At 66.8% G+C, this 22650-nt stretch carries 23 protein-coding genes; 17 read left to right on the top strand and 6 right to left on the bottom strand.

Going from position 1 to position 22650, the window contains the following annotated elements; all coding sequences use genetic code 11:
- Positions 1-42: 42 nt before the first annotated feature.
- Positions 43-2283: a TonB-dependent receptor gene (locus tag CFB43_RS26700; RefSeq protein WP_089497253.1), complete on the bottom strand. Its 2241-nt coding sequence runs from the start codon at positions 2281-2283 to the stop codon at positions 43-45.
- Positions 2284-2605: 322 nt separating this feature from the next.
- Between CFB43_RS26700 and CFB43_RS26695 the strand changes: the two genes are divergently transcribed.
- Positions 2606-3670 carry an asparaginase gene (locus CFB43_RS26695; protein WP_089432480.1) on the top strand — a complete coding sequence of 355 codons (1065 nt, stop codon included), beginning with the start codon at positions 2606-2608 and terminating at the stop codon, positions 3668-3670.
- Between the two features lie 88 nt (positions 3671-3758).
- Here CFB43_RS26695 and CFB43_RS26690 read toward each other — a convergent pair whose 3' ends face one another.
- Positions 3759-4733, bottom strand: coding sequence for a LysR family transcriptional regulator (locus tag CFB43_RS26690; protein WP_089474592.1), 975 nt, complete (start codon positions 4731-4733; stop codon positions 3759-3761).
- Between the two features lie 142 nt (positions 4734-4875).
- Between CFB43_RS26690 and CFB43_RS26685 the strand changes: the two genes are divergently transcribed.
- Entirely contained in the window at positions 4876-6282 is a 1407-nt protein-coding gene (locus CFB43_RS26685; protein WP_089427816.1) for an aspartate ammonia-lyase, read from the top strand.
- Between the two features lie 108 nt (positions 6283-6390).
- Positions 6391-7902 carry an amino acid permease gene (locus CFB43_RS26680; protein WP_089497252.1) on the top strand — a complete coding sequence of 504 codons (1512 nt, stop codon included), beginning with the start codon at positions 6391-6393 and terminating at the stop codon, positions 7900-7902.
- A 61-nt stretch (positions 7903-7963) separates the two neighbouring features.
- Here the strand turns inward: CFB43_RS26680 and CFB43_RS26675 are convergent, their stop codons facing one another.
- Positions 7964-8647, bottom strand: coding sequence for an alpha/beta hydrolase (locus CFB43_RS26675; protein WP_089497251.1), 684 nt, complete (start codon positions 8645-8647; stop codon positions 7964-7966).
- A 214-nt stretch (positions 8648-8861) separates the two neighbouring features.
- Between CFB43_RS26675 and CFB43_RS26670 the strand changes: the two genes are divergently transcribed.
- The 9 genes from CFB43_RS26670 to CFB43_RS26625 all read left to right on the top strand — a co-directional run bounded on the left by CFB43_RS26670 (position 8862) and on the right by CFB43_RS26625 (position 17761).
- Entirely contained in the window at positions 8862-9104 is a 243-nt protein-coding gene (locus CFB43_RS26670; protein ID WP_089497250.1) for an antitoxin, read from the top strand.
- Positions 9101-9508, top strand: coding sequence for a type II toxin-antitoxin system VapC family toxin (locus CFB43_RS26665; RefSeq protein WP_089497249.1), 408 nt, complete (start codon positions 9101-9103; stop codon positions 9506-9508). Before CFB43_RS26670 ends, CFB43_RS26665 begins: the two co-directional genes overlap by 4 nt.
- Positions 9509-10161: 653 nt before the next feature.
- Positions 10162-10470, top strand: a complete 309-nt coding sequence (locus CFB43_RS26660) for a DUF485 domain-containing protein (protein ID WP_043179330.1) — start codon at positions 10162-10164, stop codon at positions 10468-10470.
- Positions 10467-12197 (top strand): cation acetate symporter, encoded by a 1731-nt coding sequence (locus CFB43_RS26655; protein WP_089497248.1) that lies wholly within the window; start codon positions 10467-10469, stop codon positions 12195-12197. The genes CFB43_RS26660 and CFB43_RS26655 overlap by 4 nt, the downstream gene beginning before the upstream one ends.
- 454 nt (positions 12198-12651) lie before the next feature.
- A complete protein-coding gene (locus CFB43_RS26645) occupies positions 12652-15033 on the top strand; it encodes an ATP-binding protein (RefSeq protein ID WP_089497246.1) in 2382 nt (793 codons plus the stop codon).
- 22 nt (positions 15034-15055) lie between these two features.
- Positions 15056-15784, top strand: a complete 729-nt coding sequence (locus CFB43_RS39140) for a methyl-accepting chemotaxis protein (protein WP_089498154.1) — start codon at positions 15056-15058, stop codon at positions 15782-15784.
- Positions 15781-16362 (top strand): hypothetical protein, encoded by a 582-nt coding sequence (locus tag CFB43_RS26635; RefSeq protein WP_089497245.1) that lies wholly within the window; start codon positions 15781-15783, stop codon positions 16360-16362. The genes CFB43_RS39140 and CFB43_RS26635 overlap by 4 nt, the downstream gene beginning before the upstream one ends.
- Before the next feature lie 32 nt (positions 16363-16394).
- Positions 16395-17354 (top strand): chemotaxis protein CheX, encoded by a 960-nt coding sequence (locus CFB43_RS26630; protein ID WP_089497244.1) that lies wholly within the window; start codon positions 16395-16397, stop codon positions 17352-17354.
- A gap of 41 nt (positions 17355-17395) precedes the next feature.
- Positions 17396-17761 carry a response regulator gene (locus CFB43_RS26625; protein ID WP_031401467.1) on the top strand — a complete coding sequence of 122 codons (366 nt, stop codon included), beginning with the start codon at positions 17396-17398 and terminating at the stop codon, positions 17759-17761.
- Positions 17762-17774: 13 nt separating this feature from the next.
- On the opposite strand, the gene CFB43_RS26620 is transcribed toward CFB43_RS26625, so the two are convergent.
- Positions 17775-18005 (bottom strand): DMT family transporter, encoded by a 231-nt coding sequence (locus CFB43_RS26620; protein WP_373452566.1) that lies wholly within the window; start codon positions 18003-18005, stop codon positions 17775-17777.
- Between CFB43_RS26620 and CFB43_RS39215 the strand changes: the two genes are divergently transcribed.
- From CFB43_RS39215 to CFB43_RS26610, 4 genes are all read left to right on the top strand, one after another.
- Complete coding sequence (locus CFB43_RS39215) at positions 17962-18186, top strand: 2Fe-2S iron-sulfur cluster-binding protein (protein ID WP_144023144.1); 225 nt, start codon at positions 17962-17964, stop codon at positions 18184-18186. The two genes, CFB43_RS26620 and CFB43_RS39215, sit on opposite strands and share 44 nt — an antisense overlap.
- Positions 18128-18277 (top strand): hypothetical protein, encoded by a 150-nt coding sequence (locus CFB43_RS38535; RefSeq protein WP_179254910.1) that lies wholly within the window; start codon positions 18128-18130, stop codon positions 18275-18277. The genes CFB43_RS39215 and CFB43_RS38535 overlap by 59 nt, the downstream gene beginning before the upstream one ends.
- 10 nt (positions 18278-18287) lie before the next feature.
- Positions 18288-18740 carry a DUF3592 domain-containing protein gene (locus CFB43_RS26615; protein ID WP_089497243.1) on the top strand — a complete coding sequence of 151 codons (453 nt, stop codon included), beginning with the start codon at positions 18288-18290 and terminating at the stop codon, positions 18738-18740.
- 144 nt (positions 18741-18884) lie between these two features.
- Complete coding sequence (locus CFB43_RS26610; protein WP_089497242.1) at positions 18885-19679, top strand: enoyl-CoA hydratase; 795 nt, start codon at positions 18885-18887, stop codon at positions 19677-19679.
- Between the two features lie 151 nt (positions 19680-19830).
- On the opposite strand, the gene alr is transcribed toward CFB43_RS26610, so the two are convergent.
- Entirely contained in the window at positions 19831-20952 is a 1122-nt protein-coding gene (gene alr / locus CFB43_RS26605) for an alanine racemase (protein ID WP_089497241.1), read from the bottom strand.
- 301 nt (positions 20953-21253) lie between these two features.
- Here alr and CFB43_RS26600 point away from each other — a divergent pair, with 301 nt between their 5' ends.
- A complete protein-coding gene (locus CFB43_RS26600) occupies positions 21254-21625 on the top strand; it encodes an MAPEG family protein (protein ID WP_089497240.1) in 372 nt (123 codons plus the stop codon).
- Between the two features lie 27 nt (positions 21626-21652).
- On the opposite strand, the gene CFB43_RS26595 is transcribed toward CFB43_RS26600, so the two are convergent.
- Positions 21653-22627: a LysR family transcriptional regulator gene (locus CFB43_RS26595; protein WP_089497239.1), complete on the bottom strand. Its 975-nt coding sequence runs from the start codon at positions 22625-22627 to the stop codon at positions 21653-21655.
- Between the last annotated feature and the right edge of the window lie 23 nt (positions 22628-22650).

The following is a 22650-nucleotide window of genomic DNA, read 5'->3' as shown; positions in this document are numbered from 1 at the left end:
CGGCGGGGAAGGGTGCATCGCGCCCGCCCGCCGCCAACCGCGTTACTGATAGAAGTTGAGCGTGACCATCGCCGAACGGCCCGGCGCCCACGTCGCGTAGATCGGATACGCGCTCGAGTAATACTTCTTGTCGAACAGGTTCTGCACGTTGAGCTGCACGTCCATCGTCTTGTTCACGCGCCACGTCGCGGCCGCGTCGAAGCGTGCGTAGCCGGGCGTCCATTTCTTCGTCGTCGCCGACACCGACGCATAGGTCTGGCTCATCACCGTCGCACCCGCGCCGAGCGTGAGCTTCGGCATTACGTCGTAGCTCGTCCACAGCGTGAAGTTGTGCTTCGGCACCATCACCATCGGCAGGCCCGATGCGCCCGGGCTGCCGGGGCCGGCATCGGTCGTGATCGCGTTCAGGTACGAGTAGCCGCCGAACACGTGCCACTTCGGCGTCAAGTTGCCCGCGAAGCCGAATTCGACGCCGCGCACGCGCTGCTTGCCCGCGTTGACCGTGTGACCGAGGCCGTCGCTCACGCGCGCGTTGGTCTTCTCGGTCTGGAACAGCGCCGACGTCAGCGACAGCTGATCCTGCAGCACGTCCCACTTCGCGCCGATCTCGATGTTGCGCGAGCGTTCCGGCGCGAGATCCTGGTTCGTCGCGGTGATCTGGTCGGTGCCTCCGCCGAGGCCGCCGTTCGAACCCGGCGGGTTCGACGACGTGCCGTACGACGCATACAGGCTCACGTTGCTCACCGGCTTGAACACGAGGCCGAACTGGTAGCTGAACAGGTTCGACGTGTTCGACAGGTCGGCCACGCCGGCCTGCTTGCCGGTCGTGTCGTAGCGGTCGAAGCGCAGCCCCGTGTTGAACTGCCAGCGCTCGGACAGCTTCACGGTATCGAAGAGGTACGCGGAGACCGTGTCGGTGCGCGTGTTCGTCGTCGCGCCGGGGAAGCCCTTGTCGCCGTTCAGCACGATGCTGCCGGTCCACGGCATGTTCGGGTTCCAGCCGCCCGCGAGCGGCGTGCAGTTGCCGGCCACCGAGCAGGGGCCGCCCGAGCGGATGTTGTTGCCGGCCGCATCCGACACGAGGTAGCCCTCGTAGCGTGCCTGTTCATGGCTGAACTCGACGCCGGCCGTCATCGTGTGCTTCATGCCGAACAGGCTTGCGCTGCCGGTCACTTCGGTCTGGTTCGAGAAGCCGTTGAGCGCGTACTTGCCGCTCTTCGCCTGCAGGCTCAGCATGGTCGGATTCGACGCGAGGATCTGCGGATTCGTCGCCACGTAATCGAGCGTCGAGCGGCCGAACATCGTCGTGTTCTTCAGTTTCCAGTCGTCGTTGAGCTTGTGCTCGACGCGCACCTGGGCGGTGTCGGTCTGCCCGTAGCGGTAGTCGCGCGTGTTCAGCCCGAAGAACTGCCCGCGATCGGTCGGCACCGGCGTGCCGCCCGACGCGCGGAACGGCACGCTGAAGTCCGGCATGTCGTACGAGTTCATGTGGTAGTAGCTGACCGTGACCGTGGTCGGCGTATTCAGCCCGAACACGATCGACGGCGCGACGCCCCAGCGCTTGTTGTACACGTCGTTGCGGCCGGCCTGGTTCGCGTCGTGACCCATCACGTTCAGGCGTACCGCCGTCGTGTCGTTGATCTTGTGGTTCGCGTCGACCGTCGCGCGCTTGTAGCCGTCGGTGCCGAAGCCGATGCTGCTGTTGATGAAGTTGTCGTTCTTCGGCGTCTTCGTGACGATGTCGATGCTGCCGCCCACCGAGCCGCGGCCCGCGTAGACCGAATCGGGGCCCTTGATCACGCTGATCTGCTCGACCGCGAACGTTTCGCGGTTCTGCAACCCCGAGTCGCGCATCCCGTCGACGAAGATCGAGTTGCGCGATTCGAAGCCGCGGATCACCGGGCGATCGGCCGACGGGTTCGCGGCCGCGTCGCCGCCGAGGAACGTGATGCCCGGCACCGAGCGCAGCGCGTCCGCGAACGACGTGACGTTCTTTTCCTTGATGAGTTGCTCGGGGATCACCGTGACCGAGCGCGGCGTGTCGAGCAGCGGTGCGGTGAATTTGTACGACGGCGAACGTTTCACCTGCATGTCCGACGGCGCGGTCGACTGGACGTGGATCGTCGGCAGCGTCGCCTGCACGTCGGCGGCCGGGGCGGGCTGGCCGGCGGCGGGTGCGGGAGCAGGGGCGGTTTCGGCGGAAGCGAGCAGCGGGGTCAGGAACACGGAGCAGGTCAGCGCCGACACGAGGGCGCGAGGCCTCGTCTTGAACTGGGCGGGCATATCGAGAGGCAGCAGAAGGTTCGGTGAGCAGGTGCGTCTTCTCGATGCCGGGCGGGCCGCACGGAACATCGGAAAACGTCAATGTAAATGCGTATGATTCGCGTTTGCGGTCGCAATTGTACGGATTAGTACTAATTCTGTAAACGATCGAATGGTTTTTGTACTAATTCGGTCAGGCTTTCGTGGGGGGCGGATTGCCTTTGCGTGGCGTGCAACACCACTTTCCATCACCGGCCGGTGCGCGGCGGCGGCGACTCGATACACTGCCGTACCGGTTGGACGGGCCCCGGCAAGCAGGCCCCGAGCATGGAGACAACACACGATGGACACCCAACGCGCAGCAGTCGTCACGTACCGAGGCGATGCGATCGAGAACACGCACGTCGCCCATGTGGCGGTGGTCGATGCACGCGGCAGGTTGCTGGCCCGGTTCGGCGATCCGTTCCGGATGACGCTCGCGCGCTCGGCGGCCAAGCCGGCGCAGGCGCTGTCGGTGCTCGAGACGGGCGCGCCCGAGCGTTTCGGCTTCGACGATGCGGATATCGCGCTGATGTGCGCGTCGCACAGCAGCGAGGACCGGCACATCGAACGCACGCGCGCGATGCTCGCCAAGGTCGCCGCGCACGAATCGGACTTGCGGTGCGGCGGCCATCCGCCGTTGTCGGACGCGGTGTACCGCGCGTGGATCAAGCGCGACTACACGCCAACCGGCGTGTGCAGCAACTGTTCGGGCAAGCACGTCGGGATGCTGGCCGGCGCGCAGGCGATCGGCGCCGCGATCGCCGATTACCATCTGCCCGAACATCCGATGCAGGTGCGCGTGAAGCACGTGGTGGCCGACGCGTGCGGGCTGCGCGACGACGAGGTCGAGTGGGGCATCGACGGGTGCAACCTGCCGACGCCGGCGTTTTCGCTGGACCGGCTCGCGCGGCTTTACGCATCGCTGGCCGACGGGGCGGATACGGTGGAAGCGGGCGGTGACGCCATCACCGATCGCGTCCGCGCGCTGGCGCGCATTCATCATGCGATGACCGCGTATCCGGAGCTGGTTGCCGGCGAAGGGCGCTACTGCACGGTGCTGATGAACGCGTTCGGCGGGCAGGTGGTCGGCAAGCTCGGCGCCGATGCGTGCTACGGGATCGGCGTGCGGGCGTCCGAGCGCACGCGGGCGCTGGGCGCCGATGGCGCGCTCGGCATCTCGGTGAAGATCGAGGACGGCAATCTCGACGTGCTCTACATGGTCGTCAGCGAGCTGCTCGAGCGGCTGCAGATCGGCACGGCCGAGCAGCGCGCGCCGCTGGCCGGCTTCCATCGGCCGCGGATGCTCAACACGCAGGGTGTCGAGATCGGGCACGCCACGTTCCCGTTCGAATTGCAGGCGGCTTGATCGGCCTGAACGGCGCGGATGCGCTGCTGCCGGTGGTCCGCGACGCGGGCCGTGCGCGGCGGCGCGAACCCGACCCAGGGCGCGTGCGCTACACGCTCGCGCCGCGAATCTTCGTCAGCTCCAGCGCCGACAACTCGCCGATATGCGCGAGGTGTTCCGCGAGAAAGTCCTTCAGCACGCGCAGCTTCGCCGAGCTGCGCCGGTTCGCCAGGTACGCGATGTAGATGTATTCGCCCGTCAGCCGGTTCTGCAGCCGGTAGCGCGGCAGCACGGCTTCGAGCCGGCCGCTCGCGAGCAGGTCGCGCACCAGCCAGATCTCGAACTCCGCGATGCCGAGCCCGGCGCAGGTCGCTTCGAGCAGCAGCTCCGAATGGTCGGTGACGAGGTTGCCGGCCGGCAGCACGCTGTGATGCGCGTCGCCGTTCACGAGATCCCAGCGCGGATCGCCTTCCGGATGCACGTAGCGCAGGCAGTTGTGTTGCTTGAGGTCGTCCGGCGTGACCGGGCGCCCGCAGCGGTCGAGATAGCCGGGCGTCGCGCACAGGATGCTGTCGTTGCGTGACAGGCGGTGGACGACGAGGTTGTCCAGGTAGTTCTCGCCTTCGTGAATGTCGAGATCGAAGCCGCCGGCCACGAGGTCGTTGTGGTTGTCGGTGAGCCGCACGTCGAGCTGGATCGTCGGGTAGCGCGCGAGGAACGGCGCGACCAGCGGCGCGAGATGGCGGCGGCCGAACGCCACCGGCGCGGTGAGCTTCAGCGGGCCGCTCGGCTGCGCATTCAGCTCGGCGACCACGCGCAAGGTGTCGTCGAGATCGGCGATCAGCGTGACGGCGCGTTCCAGGTAGATATGGCCGGCTTCGGTGAGCGTCACGCTATGCGTGGAGCGGTGCAGCAGCGCGACGCCGAGCGCCTCCTCGATCGCGGTGACCTTGCGTGCGACGGTGGACGTCGACACGTGCATCTCCTTGGCGACCGCCGAAAAACTCCCCGTTTCGACCACCCTGACGAACGCGCGCATCGCGCCCATGTGATCGATGCCGGTTTCCCTCGCGCCTTTTTTCATCCGATTCTCATTGTTGCGTGCCACGCAAAACCGCTTTCGATAATACAGAAGTGAGGTTGTTTTTGCAAAGGCATAGAATGCGAACCCGTCGCGTCGGGAAGCGGTGCACGACGAGCGGCACGAGACATCCAGGAGGGGCACGATGACAGAAAACGGCTTCCGCGTCGAAGCGGATCTTTTAGGTAAGCGAAGCATCCCGAATGAGGCCTACTACGGCGTCCATACGCTGCGCGCGAAGGAGAATTTCGACATTTCGGGCCGCACCATCGCGTCGCTGCCGTACTTCGTGATGGCGCTCGCTGCAGTGAAGGAGGCCGCGGCCGACGCGAACTGCGAACTCGGGCTGCTGCCGCGGCCGTACCGCGATGCGATCGCCGCCGCGTGCGTCGAGATCCGCGAAGGGCGCCTGCACGACCAGTTCGTCGTCGACATCATCCAGGGCGGGGCCGGCACGTCGACCAACATGAACGCGAACGAGGTGATCTGCAACCGCGCGCTCGAACTCATGGGGCACGCGCGCGGGCAGTACGAATACCTGCATCCGAACGAGCACGTGAACCTCGCGCAGAGCACCAACGACGTTTATCCGACCGCGATCCGCGTGGCGACCTGCTTCGCGGTCGAGCACCTGCTCGAAGCGATGGCACGCCTGCGCGATGCGTTCGCGGAGCGCGCCGACGCGTTCGCCGGCTTGCTGAAGCTCGGGCGCACGCAGCTGCAGGACGCGGTGCCGATGACGCTCGGCCAGGAATTCTCGACCTACGCGGTGATGCTGACGGAAGACATCGCGCGCCTGCAGGAAGCCGGCTGGCTGATTCGCGAGATCAATCTCGGCGCGACCGCGATCGGCACGGGGATCACCGCGCATCCGCAGTACGCGGAGAAGGCGCTCGCGGCGCTGCGGCGCATTACCGGGCTCGACCTGAGCACCGCGCCGAACCTGATCGAAGCGACCCAGGATTGCGGCGCGTTCGTGCAGGTGTCGGGCGTGCTCAAGCGGATCGCGGTGAAGCTGTCGAAGATCTGCAACGACCTGCGGCTGCTGTCGAGCGGCCCGCGCGCGGGGTTCGGCGAGATCAACCTGCCGCCCGTGCAGGCCGGCTCGTCGATCATGCCCGGCAAGGTCAATCCGGTGATCCCGGAAGTCGTCAACCAGGTTGCCTTCGAGGTGTTCGGCAACGACCTGACCGTGACCTTCGCGGCCGAGGCCGGGCAGCTTCAGTTGAACGCGTTCGAGCCGGTGATCGCCAGCGCGCTGTTCCGCAGCTTCAGCCACCTGACGGCCGCTTGCACGACGCTCGCGCAGCGGTGCGTGAGCGGGATCACCGCGAATCCCGAGCGGCTGCGCGAAACGATGGAACGCTCGGTCGCGCTCGCGACCGCGCTGAACCCGTACATCGGCTACAAGCGCGCGACCGCCGTGGCAGCCGAAGCGCACGCGACCGGCAAGTCGATCCGCGAGGTCGTGCTGGAGCGCGAGTGGATGACCGCTGCGCAGGTCGAGGAAGCGCTGCAACCCGAAGCACTGATCCGGCCGCGCGTGCTTTGACGCCGGCTGCGCGGGCCGTCGGTGCGTGACGCCGGCGGCTTGCATGCGACTGCATCCGACGCGCCCCCGCGCGGGGCGCGACACATCAAGAAACAACGGAGACACACGATGACCCACAGCAGCGAGCGCCCGGCCGATCCGGCCGGTGGCGCGGATTCCCGACATGCCGACCCGGATGCGATGTTCGCGTCGCACGAAGCCGGCTATGCGAAGCAGTTGAAGCCCCGGCACGTGCAGATGATCGCGATGGGCGGCGCGATCGGCACCGGACTCTTTCTCGGTGCGGGCGGGCGCCTGCAGCACGCGGGGCCGGCGCTCGCGCTCGTGTACCTCGTCTGCGGCGTGTTCGCGTTCCTGATCATGCGCGCGCTCGGCGAGCTCGTGATGCACCGGCCGACCAGCGGCAGCTTCGTGTCGTATGCGCGGGAGTTCATGGGTGAACGCGCATCGTTCGTCGCGGGCTGGATGTACTACCTGAACTGGGCGACCACCGGCATCGTCGACATCACCGCGGTCGCGATCTACATGAAGTACTGGGCCGTGTTCACGGACGTGCCGCAGTGGGTGTTCGCGCTCGGCGCGCTCGGGATCGTGTCGGTAATGAACATGATCGGCGTGAAGGTGTTCGGCGAGATGGAGTTCTGGTTCTCGCTCGTCAAGGTGGGGACGCTCGCGGTGTTCCTCGCGGTCGGCGCCGTGTTTCTCGCGAGCGGCCATCCGGTCGCCGGGCAGATGCCGGGGCTTCACCTGGTCGCGGATCACGGCGGGATCTTCCCGCACGGCATCCTGCCGGCCGTGCTGATCGTGCAGGGCGTCGTATTTGCGTACGCGAGCATCGAGCTCGTCGGCGTCGCGGCGGGCGAGACGGCCGATGCGCGCAAGGTCTTGCCTAAAGCCATCAACAGCGTGATGTGGCGGATTGCGCTGTTCTACGTCGGCTCGGTCGTGCTGTTGACGATGCTGCTGCCGTGGACGGCGTACAGCGCGCACGAAAGCCCGTTCGTGACGTTCTTCAGCAAGCTCGGCGTGCCGTACGTCGGCACCGTGATGAACGTCGTGGTGCTGACCGCCGCGCTGTCGAGCCTGAACTCCGGCCTCTATTCGACCGGGCGCGTGCTGCGCTCGCTCGCGATGGGCGGATCGGCGCCGCGCTTCGTGTCGCGGATGAACGCACGCGGCGTGCCGTACGGCGGGATCCTGATCACGGTCGCGATCAATGCGATCGGCGTGCCGCTGAACTACATCGTGCCGGCGCAGGCGTTCGAGATCGTGCTGAACATGGCGTCGCTCGGGATCATCACGACGTGGGGCTTCATCGTCATGTGCCAGATCCTGTTCCGTCGTGCGGTCGATCGCGGCGAGCTGAAGGCCGTGTCGTTCCGGATGCCCGGCGCGCCGTTCACGTCGTGGCTCACGCTGGCCTTCCTCGTCGGCGTGCTGGTGCTGATGGCATTCGACTATCCGGGCGGCACGTGGACCATCGCGACGATTCCGGTCGTCGTGCTCGCACTGGTGGTCGGCTGGAAGCTGGCGAAGCGTGGTGCGGCGCGCGAGCAGGCGGCGGATGCGCTTGCATCTTCGGCCACGCGCGCCGTTGCCGATCCGGTGCGGGGCGCCTGAAGACGGTATGCGCCGGGCGCGCCGGGTCGTTCGCGGCCGGCGCCCCGGCTTGCCGCCAAGGTCAGTTCAAACCGGCTCGTTCGCCGACCCATCGGGCGAACGAGCCGGCCATCTCCGCGGTCAGCTCGTGGCCGGCCGCATACAGCCGCGTTTCGTGCGCGATGCCGAGCGCGGTGAGCTTCGCGTCGGCGGTGTCGGCCCACGCGACGGGCAGCTTGTCGTCGGCGCGGCCGTGCACGATCAGCGCGTGGAGCGGGCGAAGGGCATCGCGCGGCGCGATCAGCGGATCGATTTCGGGCAGGATGCGCCCGCACAGCACTGCGAATGCGGTGACGTCCTGCGGCGACGTGAGGCCGACGCTCGCGCTCATGATGCCGCCCTGGCTGAAGCCGGCAATCACGGTCGGCAGCGCGGCGCCCGCGTCATCGTTGCCACGGAAGCTGCGGAGCAGCGTGATCAGCTTGAGTCGGCTCGCGTCCGCGCGGGCCGCGTCGATTTCGGGGCCGTTCGGGCCGAAGCGCACCGGAAACCACGCGTGCTGGTCGGGCCCGAACGCGAGCGGCGCGCGCAGGAAGGCGATCTCGATGCGCGGATCGATGACGTCGGCCAGGTTCAGCAGGTTGGTTTCGTTGCCGCCGACGCCATGCAGCAGCAACAGGCGGGCAGCGGGGCGGCCGGTGGCCGGGCGCAGCCGGTACTGGAGGCCCGACTCGGGATCGGTGGTCAGCGGCAGGACGTCGGGCATTGCGTGGGGTCCGGAAAGGGGAGCGATGCGACAGTCTAGGGCGTGCGGGCGGCGACGTGAATCGCCGCCGTGCGATTGATTGTTTCCTTGCGGGAATGAATCGGGTGTCCCGCGATGCCCCGTTGCTCGTTGTTCATATACCGATCGGGTGACTCGTCATCAGCGCCCGGAATGGTTAAAATAGATACATTTCGTAGATACACGAGGGGCGAGGATGGATACTGCCAAGATTTTCAAGCATGGCGGATCGCAGGCTGTCCGTCTGCCGAAGGATTTCCGCTTCGACACGACCGAGGTCCGGATTCGTCGCCACGGTTCATCCGTGATTCTCGAGCCGGTGCCGCAAGACTGGGCCTGGCTCACGCCGCTGATCGGCCCGGTGGACGCCGATTTCGAAGCCGCCGCCACGACCGAGCCTGGTGCTCAGGAGCGACCGGATCTGGACGTATTCGAATGAAATTTCTGCTGGATACCAACGCGGTAATCGCCATCCTGAAAGGCGAGCCGGCCATGCTGGCACGGCTGCGCACGTATCAGCCAGCCGATTTCGGCATGCCGGCGATCGTCGCGCATGAACTCTATTACGGTGCCTACAAGAGCCAGAGAGCGGCTGCGAACGTGGCACGTGTCGAGGCACTTCAGTTCGAGGGGGTGGCGTTCGATGTCGAAGATGCTCAGCACGCCGGCGAGATTCGTGCGCATCTGACCGCGGCGGGCACCCCGATCGGTCCGTACGATGCGTTGATCGCCGGGCAGGCACGCGCGCGGCGTCTGGTGCTCGTCACGCATAACGTGCGCGAGTTTGCGCGAGTTCCGGGGCTACAGGTCGAGGATTGGCTCGCCGACGCGCGTGAAAACTGATCGCATGGCTGTCAGGCTGCAACGGGAGTGGAATCGTCCGGCGCGCGGGTGCCCGTTTCGCGTCACCGCAACCGAATCACCGTCGACTTCAACTCCGTATTTTTCCCCAGCGCGTGCAGCGGGGGATGCGCTGGCGGCGCAGCGAATCCGCCATCTCGCGGAAACCCCTCGCAAGCAATTCGATTCGCGGACGACGAATAAGAGCATGAAGATCCGCGATTCGATCTTGTCGACCACTACGCAAGCGCGGCCGGCGGGGGCGGGATGTCAACGGGCCGACGGCAAAAAAAGGCTTCAGATTCTTCACGCCGCACCGACGGCATGCTCCGTCGACACTCCTGTCCCCACCATCGCTCGATCGATGTGAGTGACGCCTGCTGCGCGCGAATATCCATTGATTGACGACTGTCGAGAAATTGCGTCTCGACCAACCCGCATCGCGACGCCGAAATGGCATCGCCATTGAGGCGTGCCCGATGTACGGTGGAGAACACGTGATAAGCAGCTCGCGTGCGACAGCGCCACAGCGCCCGTACCGCTAGGGAAAACCATAGTCCTCGCGATGCCACTCGCGAAAGACCGAGTAAGCCCGCAGTCAGCTTCGCTCTTCAGAATCGCCACACTCATTCAAAAGGCAAACCAGGAGACAGGCGATGCATGATGGGTTGGTGAAAAAAATCGAAGCGCATCCGAAGTATGCGCAGCTCAAGCGACGGCGCAACACGCTCGGCATCTGCCTGACCGTGCTGATGCTGATCGTGTACTACGGCTACATCGCACTGATCGCATTCGACAAGTCGTTCCTCGCGAAGCCGGTGAGCACCGGCGTGACGAGCGTCGGCGTACCGGTGGGCATGGCGGTGATCGTGTTCACCGTCGTCATCACCGGCATCTACGTGCGCCGCGCGAACAACGAATACGATCAACTGACGCAGGACATCCTGCAGGACGTCGCCCAATGAAGAAGACACTTTCGATGACGCTGGTCGCGCTGCTGGCTGCGGGCGTATGCGGCGCGGCTGTCGCCGGCGGCGGCGATGTCGGGCAGACCGCCAAGCAGGCGACCAACACCACGGCCATCGTCCTGTTCGCGCTGTTCGTGGCCGGGACGTTGTGGATCACCAAGTGGGCGGCGTCGCGCACGCGTTCCGCGGCGGATTTCTACACGGCCGGCGGCGGCATTACCGGGTTCCAGAACGGCCTGGCGATCTCGGGCGACTACATGTCGGCGGCATCCTTCCTCGGCATTTCCGCGGCGGTGATGACGTCGGGCTACGACGGCCTGATCTACTCGATCGGCTTCCTGGTCGGCTGGCCGATCATCACGTTCCTGATGGCCGAGCGGCTGCGCAACCTCGGCAAGTTCACCTTCGCCGACGTCGCGGGCTATCGCTTCGAGCAGGGGCCGATCCGCAGCTTCGCCGCGATCGGCACGCTGGTGGTGGTGGCGTTCTACCTGATCGCGCAGATGGTGGGCGCGGGGCAGCTCATCAAGCTGCTGTTCGGTCTCGACTACTGGGTGGCGGTCGTCATCGTCGGCGCGCTGATGATGGTCTACGTGCTGTTCGGCGGCATGACGGCCACCACCTGGGTGCAGATCATCAAGGCGTGCATGCTGCTCGCGGGCGTGACCTTCATGGCGATCATGGTGCTCGCGCAGTACGGCTTCAGCCCGGAGGCGCTGTTCGCCCATGCCGTCGAAGTCAAGACCGCGATCGCCGCGAATGCCGGCAAGTCGCCGGACGACGCGACCCGCATCGGGCTGTCGGTGATGTCGCCGGGCGGGTTCATCAAGGATCCGATCTCGGCCATCTCGTTCGGCATGGCGCTGATGTTCGGCACCGCCGGCCTGCCGCACATCCTGATGCGCTTCTTCACGGTGCCGGATGCGAAGGAAGCGCGTAAATCCGTGTTCTGGGCCACCACGTGGATCGGCTACTTCTACGTGCTGATCTTCATCATCGGTTTCGGTGCGATCACGCTGGTGCTGACCAATCCGGAACTGGCCGACGTGGCCAAGGGCGTGATCAAGGGCGGCGCGGGCACGGCCAACATGGCCGCGGTGCTGGTGGCCAAGACGGTGGGCGGCGACGTGTTCTACGGCTTCATCTCGGCCGTGGCGTTCGCGACGATCCTGGCGGTGGTGGCCGGGCTCACGCTGTCGGGCGCGTCCGCGGTGTCGCACGATCTCTACGCCACCGTCTTCAAGAACGGCAAGGCCAACAGTGCCGACGAGCTGAAGGTGTCGCGCATCACGACGCTGGTGCTCGGCGTGATCGCCGTGCTGCTGGGCATCGCGTTCGAGAAGCAGAACGTCGCGTTCATGGTGTCGCTGGCGTTTGCCGTGGCGGCATCGGCCAATTTCCCGGTGCTGTTCCTGTCGATGATGTGGAAGGGCTGCACCACGCGTGGCGCGGTCATCGGCGGCTTCCTCGGGCTGGTCTCGTCGGTGGGGCTGACGATCGTGTCGCCGTCGGTGTGGGAGGCGACGCTCGGTTATCCGAAGGGTTCGGCATGGTTCCCGTACACGTCGCCCGCGTTGTTCTCGATGACGATCGGCTTCGTCGGCGTGTGGCTGTTCTCGGTGCTCGACACGAGCCTGCGCGCGAAGGCGGAGAAGGGCGCGTTCGCCGCGCAGCAGGTGCGTTCGGAAACGGGGCTGGGGGCGACGCGCGCCAGCAGCCACTGACCGGTCGTTAGCCGCTCAAGCCCGCACCGGGGCCGACGATGCAGTCCATGTATCGTCGCTCCGGGGCGGGCGGAATCGTTTTCATCCGTCCGTAGAATCACGCCCGGCAATAAAAAATCGCGAACTCGACTGAATTCGTCGATAATGCGCAAACGTTTTACGAAAGCCCGATTGCGGCTAATTCGCGGATTAAATAAATAAAAATAAAATATCCGAACCTGGAATTCAAAGGCCGCGCAGGATCGCCGATCGAAGCCTTGTGGCATGAGGTTAACGGCAGATCCCGGCAAACCTTTAGGGCGCTTTCGTCGCAATTATTCATTTCATTTTTATCAATGAATGATTGATTTCCGGTCATCGGAGCGTCATACACCATCCCCGATAATTCGGCGCTCACATTCTTTCAATAGACCAAACGGCGGTCGAAGCCGGATCGCTGCGGGGAGCTGTACTCATGACCATCCGTCATCGCATTACGCTGCTAGTCGTCCTGACGTTCTTCGCGCTGTCCGCGATCGGCATCTATGCCGTGTACCAGACCCGCAAGAGCGCGTCCGAGGTACGCCAGGTCACCCAGGGAATCGTGCCGAGCGCGCTCGCGTCGGCGGATCTCGTCGCCGATGTGAAGAACATCCAGATCGCGACGATGACGCTCGTCTATGCGCCCGACGCGAACACCGCCGCGCAGGCGCGCGACGAGCTGAAGGCGAAGCAGGGCGCGCTGCGCGCCGCGCTCGACGTGCAGGCGAAGTCGGCGGTCGGCCAGGCGCAGGTCGGGCTCGTCTCGCAGGCGAAGGAGAGCGCCACGAACTATTTCGCGGCGATCGACGACACCGTGAAGATGAAGGCCGACGGCAAGCCCGAGATGGCGCAGGCGTACCTGTTCGCGAACGTCGCGCAGTATCGCGACGAACTCGAAAGCATCGTCGACACGCTGCGCGTCGAGAAGAACCGCCAGAAGGACGACGCGATCAGCGCGCTGAACGGGATGCTGTCGACCACGGCGACGGCGATCGCGGGCGTCGCCGGCACGGTGATCGTGCTGCTGACCGCACTCGGCCTGCTGCTGTATCGCCAGATCACGCGCCCGCTGATCGGGATGCAGACGGCGATGAGCGAGATCGCGACGAGCCAGGATTTCACGCGCCGCGTGCCGGTGGGCCGGATGGACGAAATCGGCCATTCGATCGTCGCGTTCAACGGGATGATCGAGAAGATCCAGGAGAACTCGGCGCAGCTCAAGCAGAAGACGGCCGACATCCAGGCGATGCTGCAGAACATGCAGCAGGGGATCCTGACCGTCGTCGAGGGCGGCGTCGTGCATGCGGAGTATTCGGCGTACCTCGAAACCATCTTCGAGACGAACGATATCGCCGGCCGCGACCTGATGGCGCTCGTGTTCGACGATTCGAACATCGGTTCCGACGCGCGCTCGCAGGTCGATGCGGCCGTGCACGCATGCCTCGGCGAAGACAGCATGAACTTCGCGTTCAACGAGCACCTGCTCGTGAACGAAGTCGCGAAGCGGATGCCGGACGGCCGCGACAAGTGGCTCGACCTGAGCTGGTCGGCGATCACCGACGAGACCGACACGGTCGTGCGCCTGATGCTGTGCGTGCGCGACGTGACCGAGATTCGCGAGCTGACCGCGCAGGCCGGCGAGCAGCAGCGCCGCCTCGAAATGATCGGCGAGATTTTGTCGATCAGCCAGGACAAGTTCCACGACTTCGTGCACAGCGCGAAGGGCTTCCTCAGCGAGAACGAGCGGATGATCCGCCAGCACGAGCGCGCCGATCACTCGATCGTCGCGGCGCTGTTCCGCAACATGCACACGATCAAGGGCAATGCGCGCACGTACAGCCTCCAGCACCTGACCAACATCGTCCATGAAGCGGAGCAGGCGTACGACTCGCTGCGCCGCGCGGACGGCGGCCCGGAGTGGAACCGCGACGCGCTGATGGACGACCTGGCCCGCGTGCGCGACGCGGTCGAGCACTACGCGACGATCAACGCGGTCACGCTCGGCCGCAGCGGCGAAGCGGTCCAGGGCGCCGACTTCCTGATGGTCGAACGCGCGCACATCAGCGAGAGCCTGCGCGTGCTCGACGGCGCCGATCCGGCGAACGCGTCCGACTGGCACGCGGCGCGCGACGCCGTGCGCCGCATGCTGAGCCAGCTCGGCACGCAGGGCATCGGTGATGCGCTCGGCGGCGTGATCGAGTCGCTGCCGTCGCTCGCGGCCGAACTCGGCAAGCCGGCGCCGGTCGTGCATATCGACAGCCACGGCCACCGCGTGCGCAGCGAAATCGCCGCGACGCTGAAGAACGTGTTCATGCACCTGCTGCGCAATTCGATGGACCACGGGATCGAATCGTCCGACGAGCGGCGCGCGGCCGGCAAGGCGGCGTCCGGCACGATCGACATCGCGGTCGGCGTGGGCGGCGGCGAGCTGTGGTTCGTGCTGAGCGACGACGGCCGCGGCCTCGCGCTCGACCGGATTCGTAGCATCGCGCGCGAGCGCGGCTGGATCGATGCCGACCACGACGCGGGGCTGTCCGACGAGGATGTGGCCGAGCTGATCTTCCGGCCGGGTTTCTCGACCGCGAGCACGGTGACCGAAGTGTCGGGGCGCGGCGTCGGCATGGACGCGGTGCGCAACTTCCTGAAGCGCGACGGCGGCGATATCGCGCTGCGCTTTACCGACGATCGCGTCGGCGCGCCGTATCGCGCGTTCGAGACGATCGTGACGCTGCCGGCCCGCTTCGCGGCCGACGGCGCCGCCCAGGGCGTCGCGCACGAGCGTGCACGCAGCGCGGACATCGGCGCGGCGGAGTGACGACGTGACCGGGCAGGCGTGGATGATCCAGATGGCCGCCGCACTGGCGGGCGGTGCCGTCGTCGCCATCGTGGCGGCGGTGGTGTTTCGCGTGACGCGCATGCGGCTCGTCGCGGCGCTCGAGCGCGATGCGGCGCAGTTGCGCGGCGCGCTCGACGCAGCCGACGCGCGCGTCGCCGACGCCGCGTCGGCGCATGCGGAGGCGGCCGACGCATGGGCGCAGCGCGAGGCGCAGCTCGAGGATGCGCTGGCGCGCGAGACGTCCGCCGCCGGCTCGCAGCGCGACGCGATGCAGGCGCTGTCGGCCGATCGCGCGGCGCTCGCGCAGCACGCGATGAAGATCGCCGACGAAGCGGCGCGCCTGCGCGGGCTCGCCGGCACCTTCGAGCGCTGGCACGAGCAGATGATCTCGCTGACCACGCAGAACCAGGACATGCGCACGAAGAACCAGGAGCTGTCGGCGATCGTCGCGCACGTGTCGATCGTGTCGCTGAACGCGTCGATCGAGGCCGCGCGCGCCGGCACGGCCGGGCGCGGCTTCTCGATCGTCGCGAGCGAGGTGCGCGGGCTGGCCGCGCGCTCGCAGCAGCTGTCGAACAGCTATCGCGACAGCCTGAACCGCAACGATCTCGTGACGGCCGCGACGTTCCAGGACATCCAGGCCGGCGGCAAGATGATCACGGCCGCGCTCGCGACCGTCGAGACGCTGGCCGGGCAGTTGCACGCGCGGATCGAGGGAGAAGCCGCGTGATCAGTGCGCAGGCGAGGGCCGGGTTCGAACGGATCTTTTTCGATGCCGCGCGCACGCGGCTCGCGGCAGGCGGCGCGTGCGACATCCGGCCGCGAGCCGGGCAAGAACACGACGCGCCGGATCGCACGCACGCGAGGTCGCGATCGAAGCCGCAGGCGCCCGAACATGTGGTTGTGCTGACGATCTCCGCACTGAATTTCCGCCTGCTGCTCGCGCTGCGCTTCAGCGACGACGACGCGACGCGCCGCCATTTCGCCGGCGCGACAGCGGGCGCGAACAGCCAGCGATCGTTGACCGATGCGTTCATGGAAGTCGCGAACCTGTGTTGCGGCGCGATCAACCAGGCGCTGACCGCGTCGTTTCCCGACCTCGGGATGTCGACGCCTTACCTGCTGAGCGGCGCGAGCATCGACTTCATGCACGCGCTCTCGCCCGATTACGTGGCCGCCTACGACCTGACGCTCGATGGCGACGTGCGGGTCGGCGCGACGTTGTGCGTGTGCGCGAACGCGCCGGTCGATTTCCATGTGCCGGCAACGGCCACGGTGGATACCGGCGGCGAGCTCGAACTGTTCTGACCGACCCTGACCGACCATGAGGAAACCTTGAGATGACCCTGGACAAACCCGTCAGCAAGGTGCTCGTACTCGACGACAGTCGCGCGCACGCCGACGCGATCAAGCGCTTCTGCGACGAGCACAACCTGGTCGGCCTGACCGTGCGGCGCAGCCGGTTGCTGAAGGTGCTGCGCTCGAACATCGACCTGGGCGCGATCCTGCTGGCCGAGGATTACGGCGGTTCGCCGGCCGAGAGCGCGATTATCGCGACGCAGATCGATGCGCTGCGCCCCGAATTGCCGATCATCCTGCGCCGCGAATCGCTCGCGTCGCGCGACGGGCTGCCGGAGGCGCTCGCGCGCGTCGCGTGCGCGGCCTACGTCGCGGACGACATGACGCCGCTCAAGCGCGCGATCGACGAATACCTGTTCGGTCGCGACTACCCGAACGCGCTCGTGCGCGGCATCTCGGAGATCACCGAGGCGCGCATCGACAGCCTGTTCCCGGGCATGACGATCGAGCACGAAACGCCGTGCATCGTGCGCGACCAGATCATCTTCGGCGAAGTGTTCAGCCTGATCGCGCTCGAAAGCGCGTGGTGCCGCGGCTACATGCTGCTGCAGACGAGCGAGCAGCCGCTGCTCGACATGATTGGCGGCACGCGCGAAGACGGCCGCGCGCCGGATTTCCGCGACGTGAACAGCGTGCTCGGCGAGCTGACCAACCTCGTATGGGGCGCGTTCAAGAACCGCTATCTCGGCGACGCCGAGGCGCTGGCGCGCCATCCGGTGCAGGTGCCGCTCGTCGTCAATCACAAGCAGAAGTTCATCTCGTTCGGCGGCGATTGCCCGCAGCTCTGCTTCAAGTACCGGATGACCGATCCGGCCTCGGGGCGCTCCGTGTGCCTCGACCAGCGCTTCGTGTTCAGCCTGAGCTGGTCGCCGGAGGATTTCCGCGAATCGGTGCAGGACGTGGGGCCGATGGTCGAATCGGGCGAACTCGAACTGTTTTGAAGACTGAAGTCAGCAACAAGGAAAGGAAAGGGGAAGACGACATGGCAAAGATTCTGGTGGTCGACGATTCGGGCACGGTGCGCGACGAAGTCGCGGGCTTCCTGCGCAATCACGGGCTCGACGTCGCGACGGCCGTCGACGGCAAGGACGGGCTCGCGAAGCTCAAGGCGACGCCCGGCGTGCGCCTCGTGATCAGCGACGTGAACATGCCGAACATGGACGGCCTGACGATGGTCGAGAAGATCCGTGGCGAACTGGCGAACGCGACGGTCAACGTCGTGATGCTGACGACCGAAAGCAGCCCGGCGATGAAGGAGCGCGGCAAGGCCGCCGGCGTGAAGGGCTGGATCGTGAAGCCGTTCAAGGGCGATGCGGTGCTCGACGCGCTGAAGAAGCTCGCGGGCTGACGCACTCCGGGCTTTAGCGCGCCCGCTGCCGCCCGCGCATTCGGCGCTGCGGTTCCGGTTGCGCGGCCGACGCGTCGCCGGTCGCGGCCGGCACGTGTGGCGCGGGCATCTGCCATTGCACGACGATCATCCCCGCGAAGATCAGCGCGACGCCCGCGATGCGGCCGGGGGGCGCGAGCCCCATCAGCCCGTAGTGGTCGATCAGCAGCGACGCGAGCGTTTGCCCGGCGACGACGCAGACGATCGCGCGCGCAATTTACAGCGCACCGCGATCTCCGTATCCTGCCGGATGCCGAGGGCGGCGTGTCTGCGCGACCTGCGCAGCACGCACGGCATCCACGACAATCAGGAACGGGACACCTTCCCATGACAATCAGGATCGATCGGGCGGCGCGCGTGCGCGGCGCATGCAACGGCCCGTATGAACGCGTGACCGACGAAACGGGGCGCGGCGTGATGTGCCGCTGCAACACGCAGTCGAAGATCGACGTGTCGTTCCATCAGTCGCGACCTTGAGGTGAGCGCAATGGTGTCCGGATCCGGCCGCACCGACGCGCAGCAGACGGAAACGCTGATCGCGAAGGGCATCGTCTTTACCATCGTCGGTACGTGCCTGCTGATCGGCACTGCCTTGTACGCGCAGTCGACGCGCGAATTCCTGCGGACATCGGTCGTCGTGCCGGGGCGCGTCATCAAGCTGAACGCGGGCCCGCATCATCCGGAGATCGCGTTCACGACGCTCGCGGGCGAGCACGTCGAATACCCGCAGGGCGGCGACGTCAGCGTGGAGGAGGGCGCGACGGTCGAGGTGCGCTACGCACCCGACGCGCCCCATATGACGGCGCGGATGAATACGTTCGGCGCGATCTGGGGTGGCGTACTGACCTTCGGCGGGATGGGCGCGGTCTTTTTCCTCGCTGGCATCAGTCAACTACGCTCGGGCGTGCGCGCGTGGCGCCGGGGGCGCACGCGGATGTGACCGTGCGAGCCTGCTGCACCACGACTGGACGTCGCACGGAATGTGGAGGAGCATTTCATCACCACGGTGCCGTGAGCGTGCACGCATCATCGCCGCGCGTTCGCGCCGCATCGAATCCTGCCGAACCCCATCGAGCGGAACATCATGAAACCCGATCAAGACACGGCCGAGCCGATCCTGTTGCGCGACGCGCACGACGGCGTCGTCACGCTGCGGCTGAACCGTCCGCAGCAATTCAATGCACTGTCCGAGGCGATGCTCGCGAGCCTGCACGATGCGTTCGAGTCGCTGGCGGCCGATCCGCACGTGCGCTGCGTCGTGCTGGCCGCGGAGGGCAAGGCGTTCTGCGCGGGCCACGACCTGCGGCAGATGCGCAGCCAGCCCGAACTCGATTACTACCGCACGCTGTTCGCGCAGTGCAGCCGCGTGATGCTCGCGATGCGTGCGTTACCGGTGCCGGTGATCGCGCGCGTGCACGGCATCGCGACGGCGGCCGGCTGCCAGCTCGTCGCCGCGTGCGACCTGGCGATCGCGGCCGACACCGCGCGCTTCGCGGTATCGGGCATCAACGTCGGGCTGTTCTGTTCGACGCCGGCCGTTGCGTTGAGCCGCAACGTCACGGCGAAGCGCGCGTTCGACATGCTCGTGACCGGGCGCTTCGTCGACGCCGCAACGGCCGCCGCATGGGGCCTCGTCAACGAGGCCGTGCCCGAGGATGCGCTCGACGCGGCCGTCGCGCGCAAGGTCGCGGAGATCGTCGCGAAGAGCCCGGCCGCGGTGCGGTATGGCAAGCAGATGTTCTATCGCCAGCGCGAGTTGCCGCTCGACGAAGCCTATGCGTATGCGGGCGACGTGATGGCGCGCAACATGATGGAGGAGGATGCCGGCGAAGGGATCGACGCGTTCCTCGAGAAGCGCAAGCCGACGTGGCGTTCGTAGTGCGTTACTAGCGGAGCGCGGCGAGCGAAGCGGAAGGGCCGTCACCCGCGCCTTGCGCTCGCACGGAAAAGCAAGCGGGCCGCCCGAAGGCGACCCGCAACCGAAGCGCACGTCAGGCGACGCGACAGCGCGTGCGCCGCATCCAAGCCGGTCAGCGCCCGTAGCTCCCGGTCCGCAGCGTCGGCTGCTCGCTCGACGCGCCCGGCGGCACGATCACGACCGGCACGCGGCGCGCGAGTGCGCACATCAGCTCGTAGCCGATCGTGCCGCTGGCTTCCGCCACGTCATCCACCTTTACCTGGTCGCCCCACAGCTCGACGCTCGACCCGATGCCCGCGTTCGGGCACGGCGTCAGGTCGACGGTCAGCATGTCCATCGATACGCGGCCGACGACGCGCGTCATCACGCCGTCCACCGCGATCGGCGTGCCGGTCGGTGCGTGGCGCGGATAGCCGTCCGCATAGCCGCACGCGACGACGCCGATCCGCATCGGCCGGTCGGCCGTGAAGCGGCGGCCGTAGCCGACGGTCTCTTCCGGCGACAGCGTCTGCACACCGATGAGCTTGCTCGTCAGCGTCATCGCGGGCATCAGCGGCGTGTCGGCGATACCCCGCGCCGCACCCGTCGGCGACGCACCGTACAGGATCGTGCCGGGCCGCACCCAGTCGCGGTGCGCGCGCGGATGCCACAGCACGGCGGCCGAATTCGACGTCGAGCGCTCGCCGGGTATCCCCGCCGTCGCCGCATCGAACTGGTCGAGCTGCCAGTCGACTTCGCCTTCGTCGGCGTTCGCGAAATGCATCATCAGCGTGATCTTGCCGATCGACGGCGCGCTCGCCGCGCGCTCCCACGCGGCGCGGAACACGGCGGGGCGGTAGCCGAGCCGGTTCATCCCGGAGTTCATCTTGAGCTGGATGTCGATCGGCTGCTGCGGCTTCGCCGCGATCAGCAGGTCGAGCTGCTCGTCGCAGTGCACGGCCACCGTCAGGCGGTGGCGATCGGCCAGCTCGACGTCGGCCGGCTCGAAGATCCCTTCGAGCAGCAGCACGGGCTTGTCCCAGCCGAGTTCGCGCACGCGCACGGCTTCGTCGAGATCGAGCAGCGCGATGCCGTCGGCGGCGGCGAGGCCCGGGTAGATCCGCTCGATGCCGTGACCGTACGCATTGGCCTTGATCACGGCCCACACGCGCGATTGCGCGGCGGTGCGGCGGATGAAGTCGAGGTTGTGGCGGACGGCGTCAGGGCGGATATGGGCGACGATGGGACGGGGCATGGCGATGTCTCGGATCGGATGTCGTTCGGCGCGCGCGGCGGCGCGGGTTCGGCGGCCTGGCGCGACAATGCGTCGGGCCAGTGTTGAACGCTATCTTATTGGTGTTCGACCAGTTTTAATTAACGTTTTTGGCGACGATTTGGTGGAAATTTTGGTGTCGAACCAGGCGCGTCGCGGCTGCTGGCGGGCCGCGCAGCCGAGTCTCCCGTCTAGAAAACCGGTGCACGAACAGCACGACGCAATGCTAAGCTCTCGGCGATCTTGTCATTGATCAATGTAATCATAAAGGAGGAGACATTTGATGACGACGTCCCAGCTGTGCCTGTTCATCGTGGCGCTGTTGCCGTTCTCGATGACGTTTCTCGCGAAGGCCCGCAAGGGCTACGACAACCGCACGCCGCGCGACTACCTGGCGAAACTCGAAGGCTGGCGCGCCCGTGCGCAGGCCGCGCACCAGAACGGGTGGGAAGCGCTTGCGCTGTTCACGGCCGCGCTGGTGGTGGCATGGCACAACGGTGCGAACGTGCATCGCGTCGACCAGCTGGCGATGGCGTTCGTCGCGATCCGCGTCGTCTACATGCTGATGTACCTGCTGAACTGGGCGTCGCTGCGTTCGCTCGTGTGGTTCGGCGGGATGGCGTGCGCGGTGGCGTTGTTCTTCGCTGCGCCGTAAGCGGCGCATGCGGGCGAGGCCGGCGCGTTATTTGCCGGTCGCGCCGCCGGTGCCCCGCACGCGGCTGTCGTTGGATGCGGGCGCAACGATCGGGCCCGCGATCGGCGGGGCTTCCGCTTCCGCGTCGGCTTCCGCTTCGCGGCGCAGGAACGCGATCAGGGGATCGAGCAGCCGGTGCCGCGTCGATGGGTTGCGGCGCAGCACGAAGCGCCACGACGCGGCGCGTTCGAGGCCCGGCCGCAGTGGCACGAGGCGCCCGCTGCGCAGCTCGGGCTCGATCAGCGGCGCGCGGCCGAGCGCGATGCCCGCGCCGCCGACCGCCGCGCCAATGACCTGGCTGAAACTGCTGTAGCGGACGATCTTCGTCTCGAAGTCGCCCGGCAGGCCGAACTCCGTGGACCAGTTGCGCCAGTCGATCTCGGGGCTGTGCTTGTGCATCTCCTGCAGCAGCCGCGAGCGGCACACGTTCACGGAGGCAAACGGATGCAGTTCGGGGCTGCATACCGGGAACACCGTTTCCTGCAGCAGGATGTCGTCGTCGGCCTGCAGCCGGTGCGCGGGCACGTGCACGATCGCCAGATCGACGCCGCCGCGCGCGAAATCCGGTTCGTCGTCGAGCACGACGGCATGCAGCGGCGTGTCGGGATGACGCGACGAGAATTCCGCGAGGCGGCGGGCGAGCCACATCGCCGAAAACGGCGCATTGGCGGATACGGTGAGCCGTTGCGCGGTGCCGCGAATGTCGGCACAGGCGTCGGTGAGTCGCGACAGCGCATCGCTGACGGCCGGCAGCAGGCGTGCGCCGGCCGGCGTGAGGCTGATGCCGCCGAGCCCCGTGCTGCGTTCGAGCAGCCGCGCGCCGAGCGATTCCTCGAGCGCGCGAATCTGGTGACTGACCGCACTCGTCGACACGTTCAGCTCCGCCGCCGCGCGCGCGAATCCGCCGAGGCGGACGGCCGCCTCGAAAGCTCGCAATGCGCTGAGGGGAGGGAGGTGCGACATGCGGGGTATTGTAGTTGACTCAA

Origin of the sequence: Burkholderia sp. AU15512 (assembly GCF_002223325.1) — a bacterium.
Classification (GTDB): domain Bacteria; phylum Pseudomonadota; class Gammaproteobacteria; order Burkholderiales; family Burkholderiaceae; genus Burkholderia.
Note: the sequence above shows the minus strand (reverse complement) of the source record. Positions and strands in the feature narration are given on the sequence as shown.

Coding starts and splice junctions, on each gene's coding strand:
- CFB43_RS26645 (WP_089497246.1), top strand. CDS start 12,652: ATGACCATCCGTCATCGCATTACGCTGCTAGTCGTCCTGACGTTCTTC.
- CFB43_RS38535 (WP_179254910.1), top strand. CDS start 18,128: ATGACAATCAGGATCGATCGGGCGGCGCGCGTGCGCGGCGCATGCAAC.
- CFB43_RS26655 (WP_089497248.1), top strand. CDS start 10,467: ATGAAGAAGACACTTTCGATGACGCTGGTCGCGCTGCTGGCTGCGGGC.
- CFB43_RS26630 (WP_089497244.1), top strand. CDS start 16,395: ATGACCCTGGACAAACCCGTCAGCAAGGTGCTCGTACTCGACGACAGT.
- CFB43_RS26625 (WP_031401467.1), top strand. CDS start 17,396: ATGGCAAAGATTCTGGTGGTCGACGATTCGGGCACGGTGCGCGACGAA.
- CFB43_RS26695 (WP_089432480.1), top strand. CDS start 2,606: ATGGACACCCAACGCGCAGCAGTCGTCACGTACCGAGGCGATGCGATC.
- CFB43_RS26660 (WP_043179330.1), top strand. CDS start 10,162: ATGCATGATGGGTTGGTGAAAAAAATCGAAGCGCATCCGAAGTATGCG.
- CFB43_RS26595 (WP_089497239.1), bottom strand. CDS start 22,627: ATGTCGCACCTCCCTCCCCTCAGCGCATTGCGAGCTTTCGAGGCGGCC.
- CFB43_RS26680 (WP_089497252.1), top strand. CDS start 6,391: ATGACCCACAGCAGCGAGCGCCCGGCCGATCCGGCCGGTGGCGCGGAT.
- CFB43_RS26700 (WP_089497253.1), bottom strand. CDS start 2,283: ATGCCCGCCCAGTTCAAGACGAGGCCTCGCGCCCTCGTGTCGGCGCTG.
- CFB43_RS26615 (WP_089497243.1), top strand. CDS start 18,288: ATGGTGTCCGGATCCGGCCGCACCGACGCGCAGCAGACGGAAACGCTG.
- alr (WP_089497241.1), bottom strand. CDS start 20,952: ATGCCCCGTCCCATCGTCGCCCATATCCGCCCTGACGCCGTCCGCCAC.
- CFB43_RS26665 (WP_089497249.1), top strand. CDS start 9,101: ATGAAATTTCTGCTGGATACCAACGCGGTAATCGCCATCCTGAAAGGC.
- CFB43_RS26690 (WP_089474592.1), bottom strand. CDS start 4,733: ATGAAAAAAGGCGCGAGGGAAACCGGCATCGATCACATGGGCGCGATG.
- CFB43_RS26685 (WP_089427816.1), top strand. CDS start 4,876: ATGACAGAAAACGGCTTCCGCGTCGAAGCGGATCTTTTAGGTAAGCGA.
- CFB43_RS26675 (WP_089497251.1), bottom strand. CDS start 8,647: ATGCCCGACGTCCTGCCGCTGACCACCGATCCCGAGTCGGGCCTCCAG.
- CFB43_RS26600 (WP_089497240.1), top strand. CDS start 21,254: ATGACGACGTCCCAGCTGTGCCTGTTCATCGTGGCGCTGTTGCCGTTC.
- CFB43_RS26670 (WP_089497250.1), top strand. CDS start 8,862: ATGGATACTGCCAAGATTTTCAAGCATGGCGGATCGCAGGCTGTCCGT.
- CFB43_RS39140 (WP_089498154.1), top strand. CDS start 15,056: ATGATCCAGATGGCCGCCGCACTGGCGGGCGGTGCCGTCGTCGCCATC.
- CFB43_RS26610 (WP_089497242.1), top strand. CDS start 18,885: ATGAAACCCGATCAAGACACGGCCGAGCCGATCCTGTTGCGCGACGCG.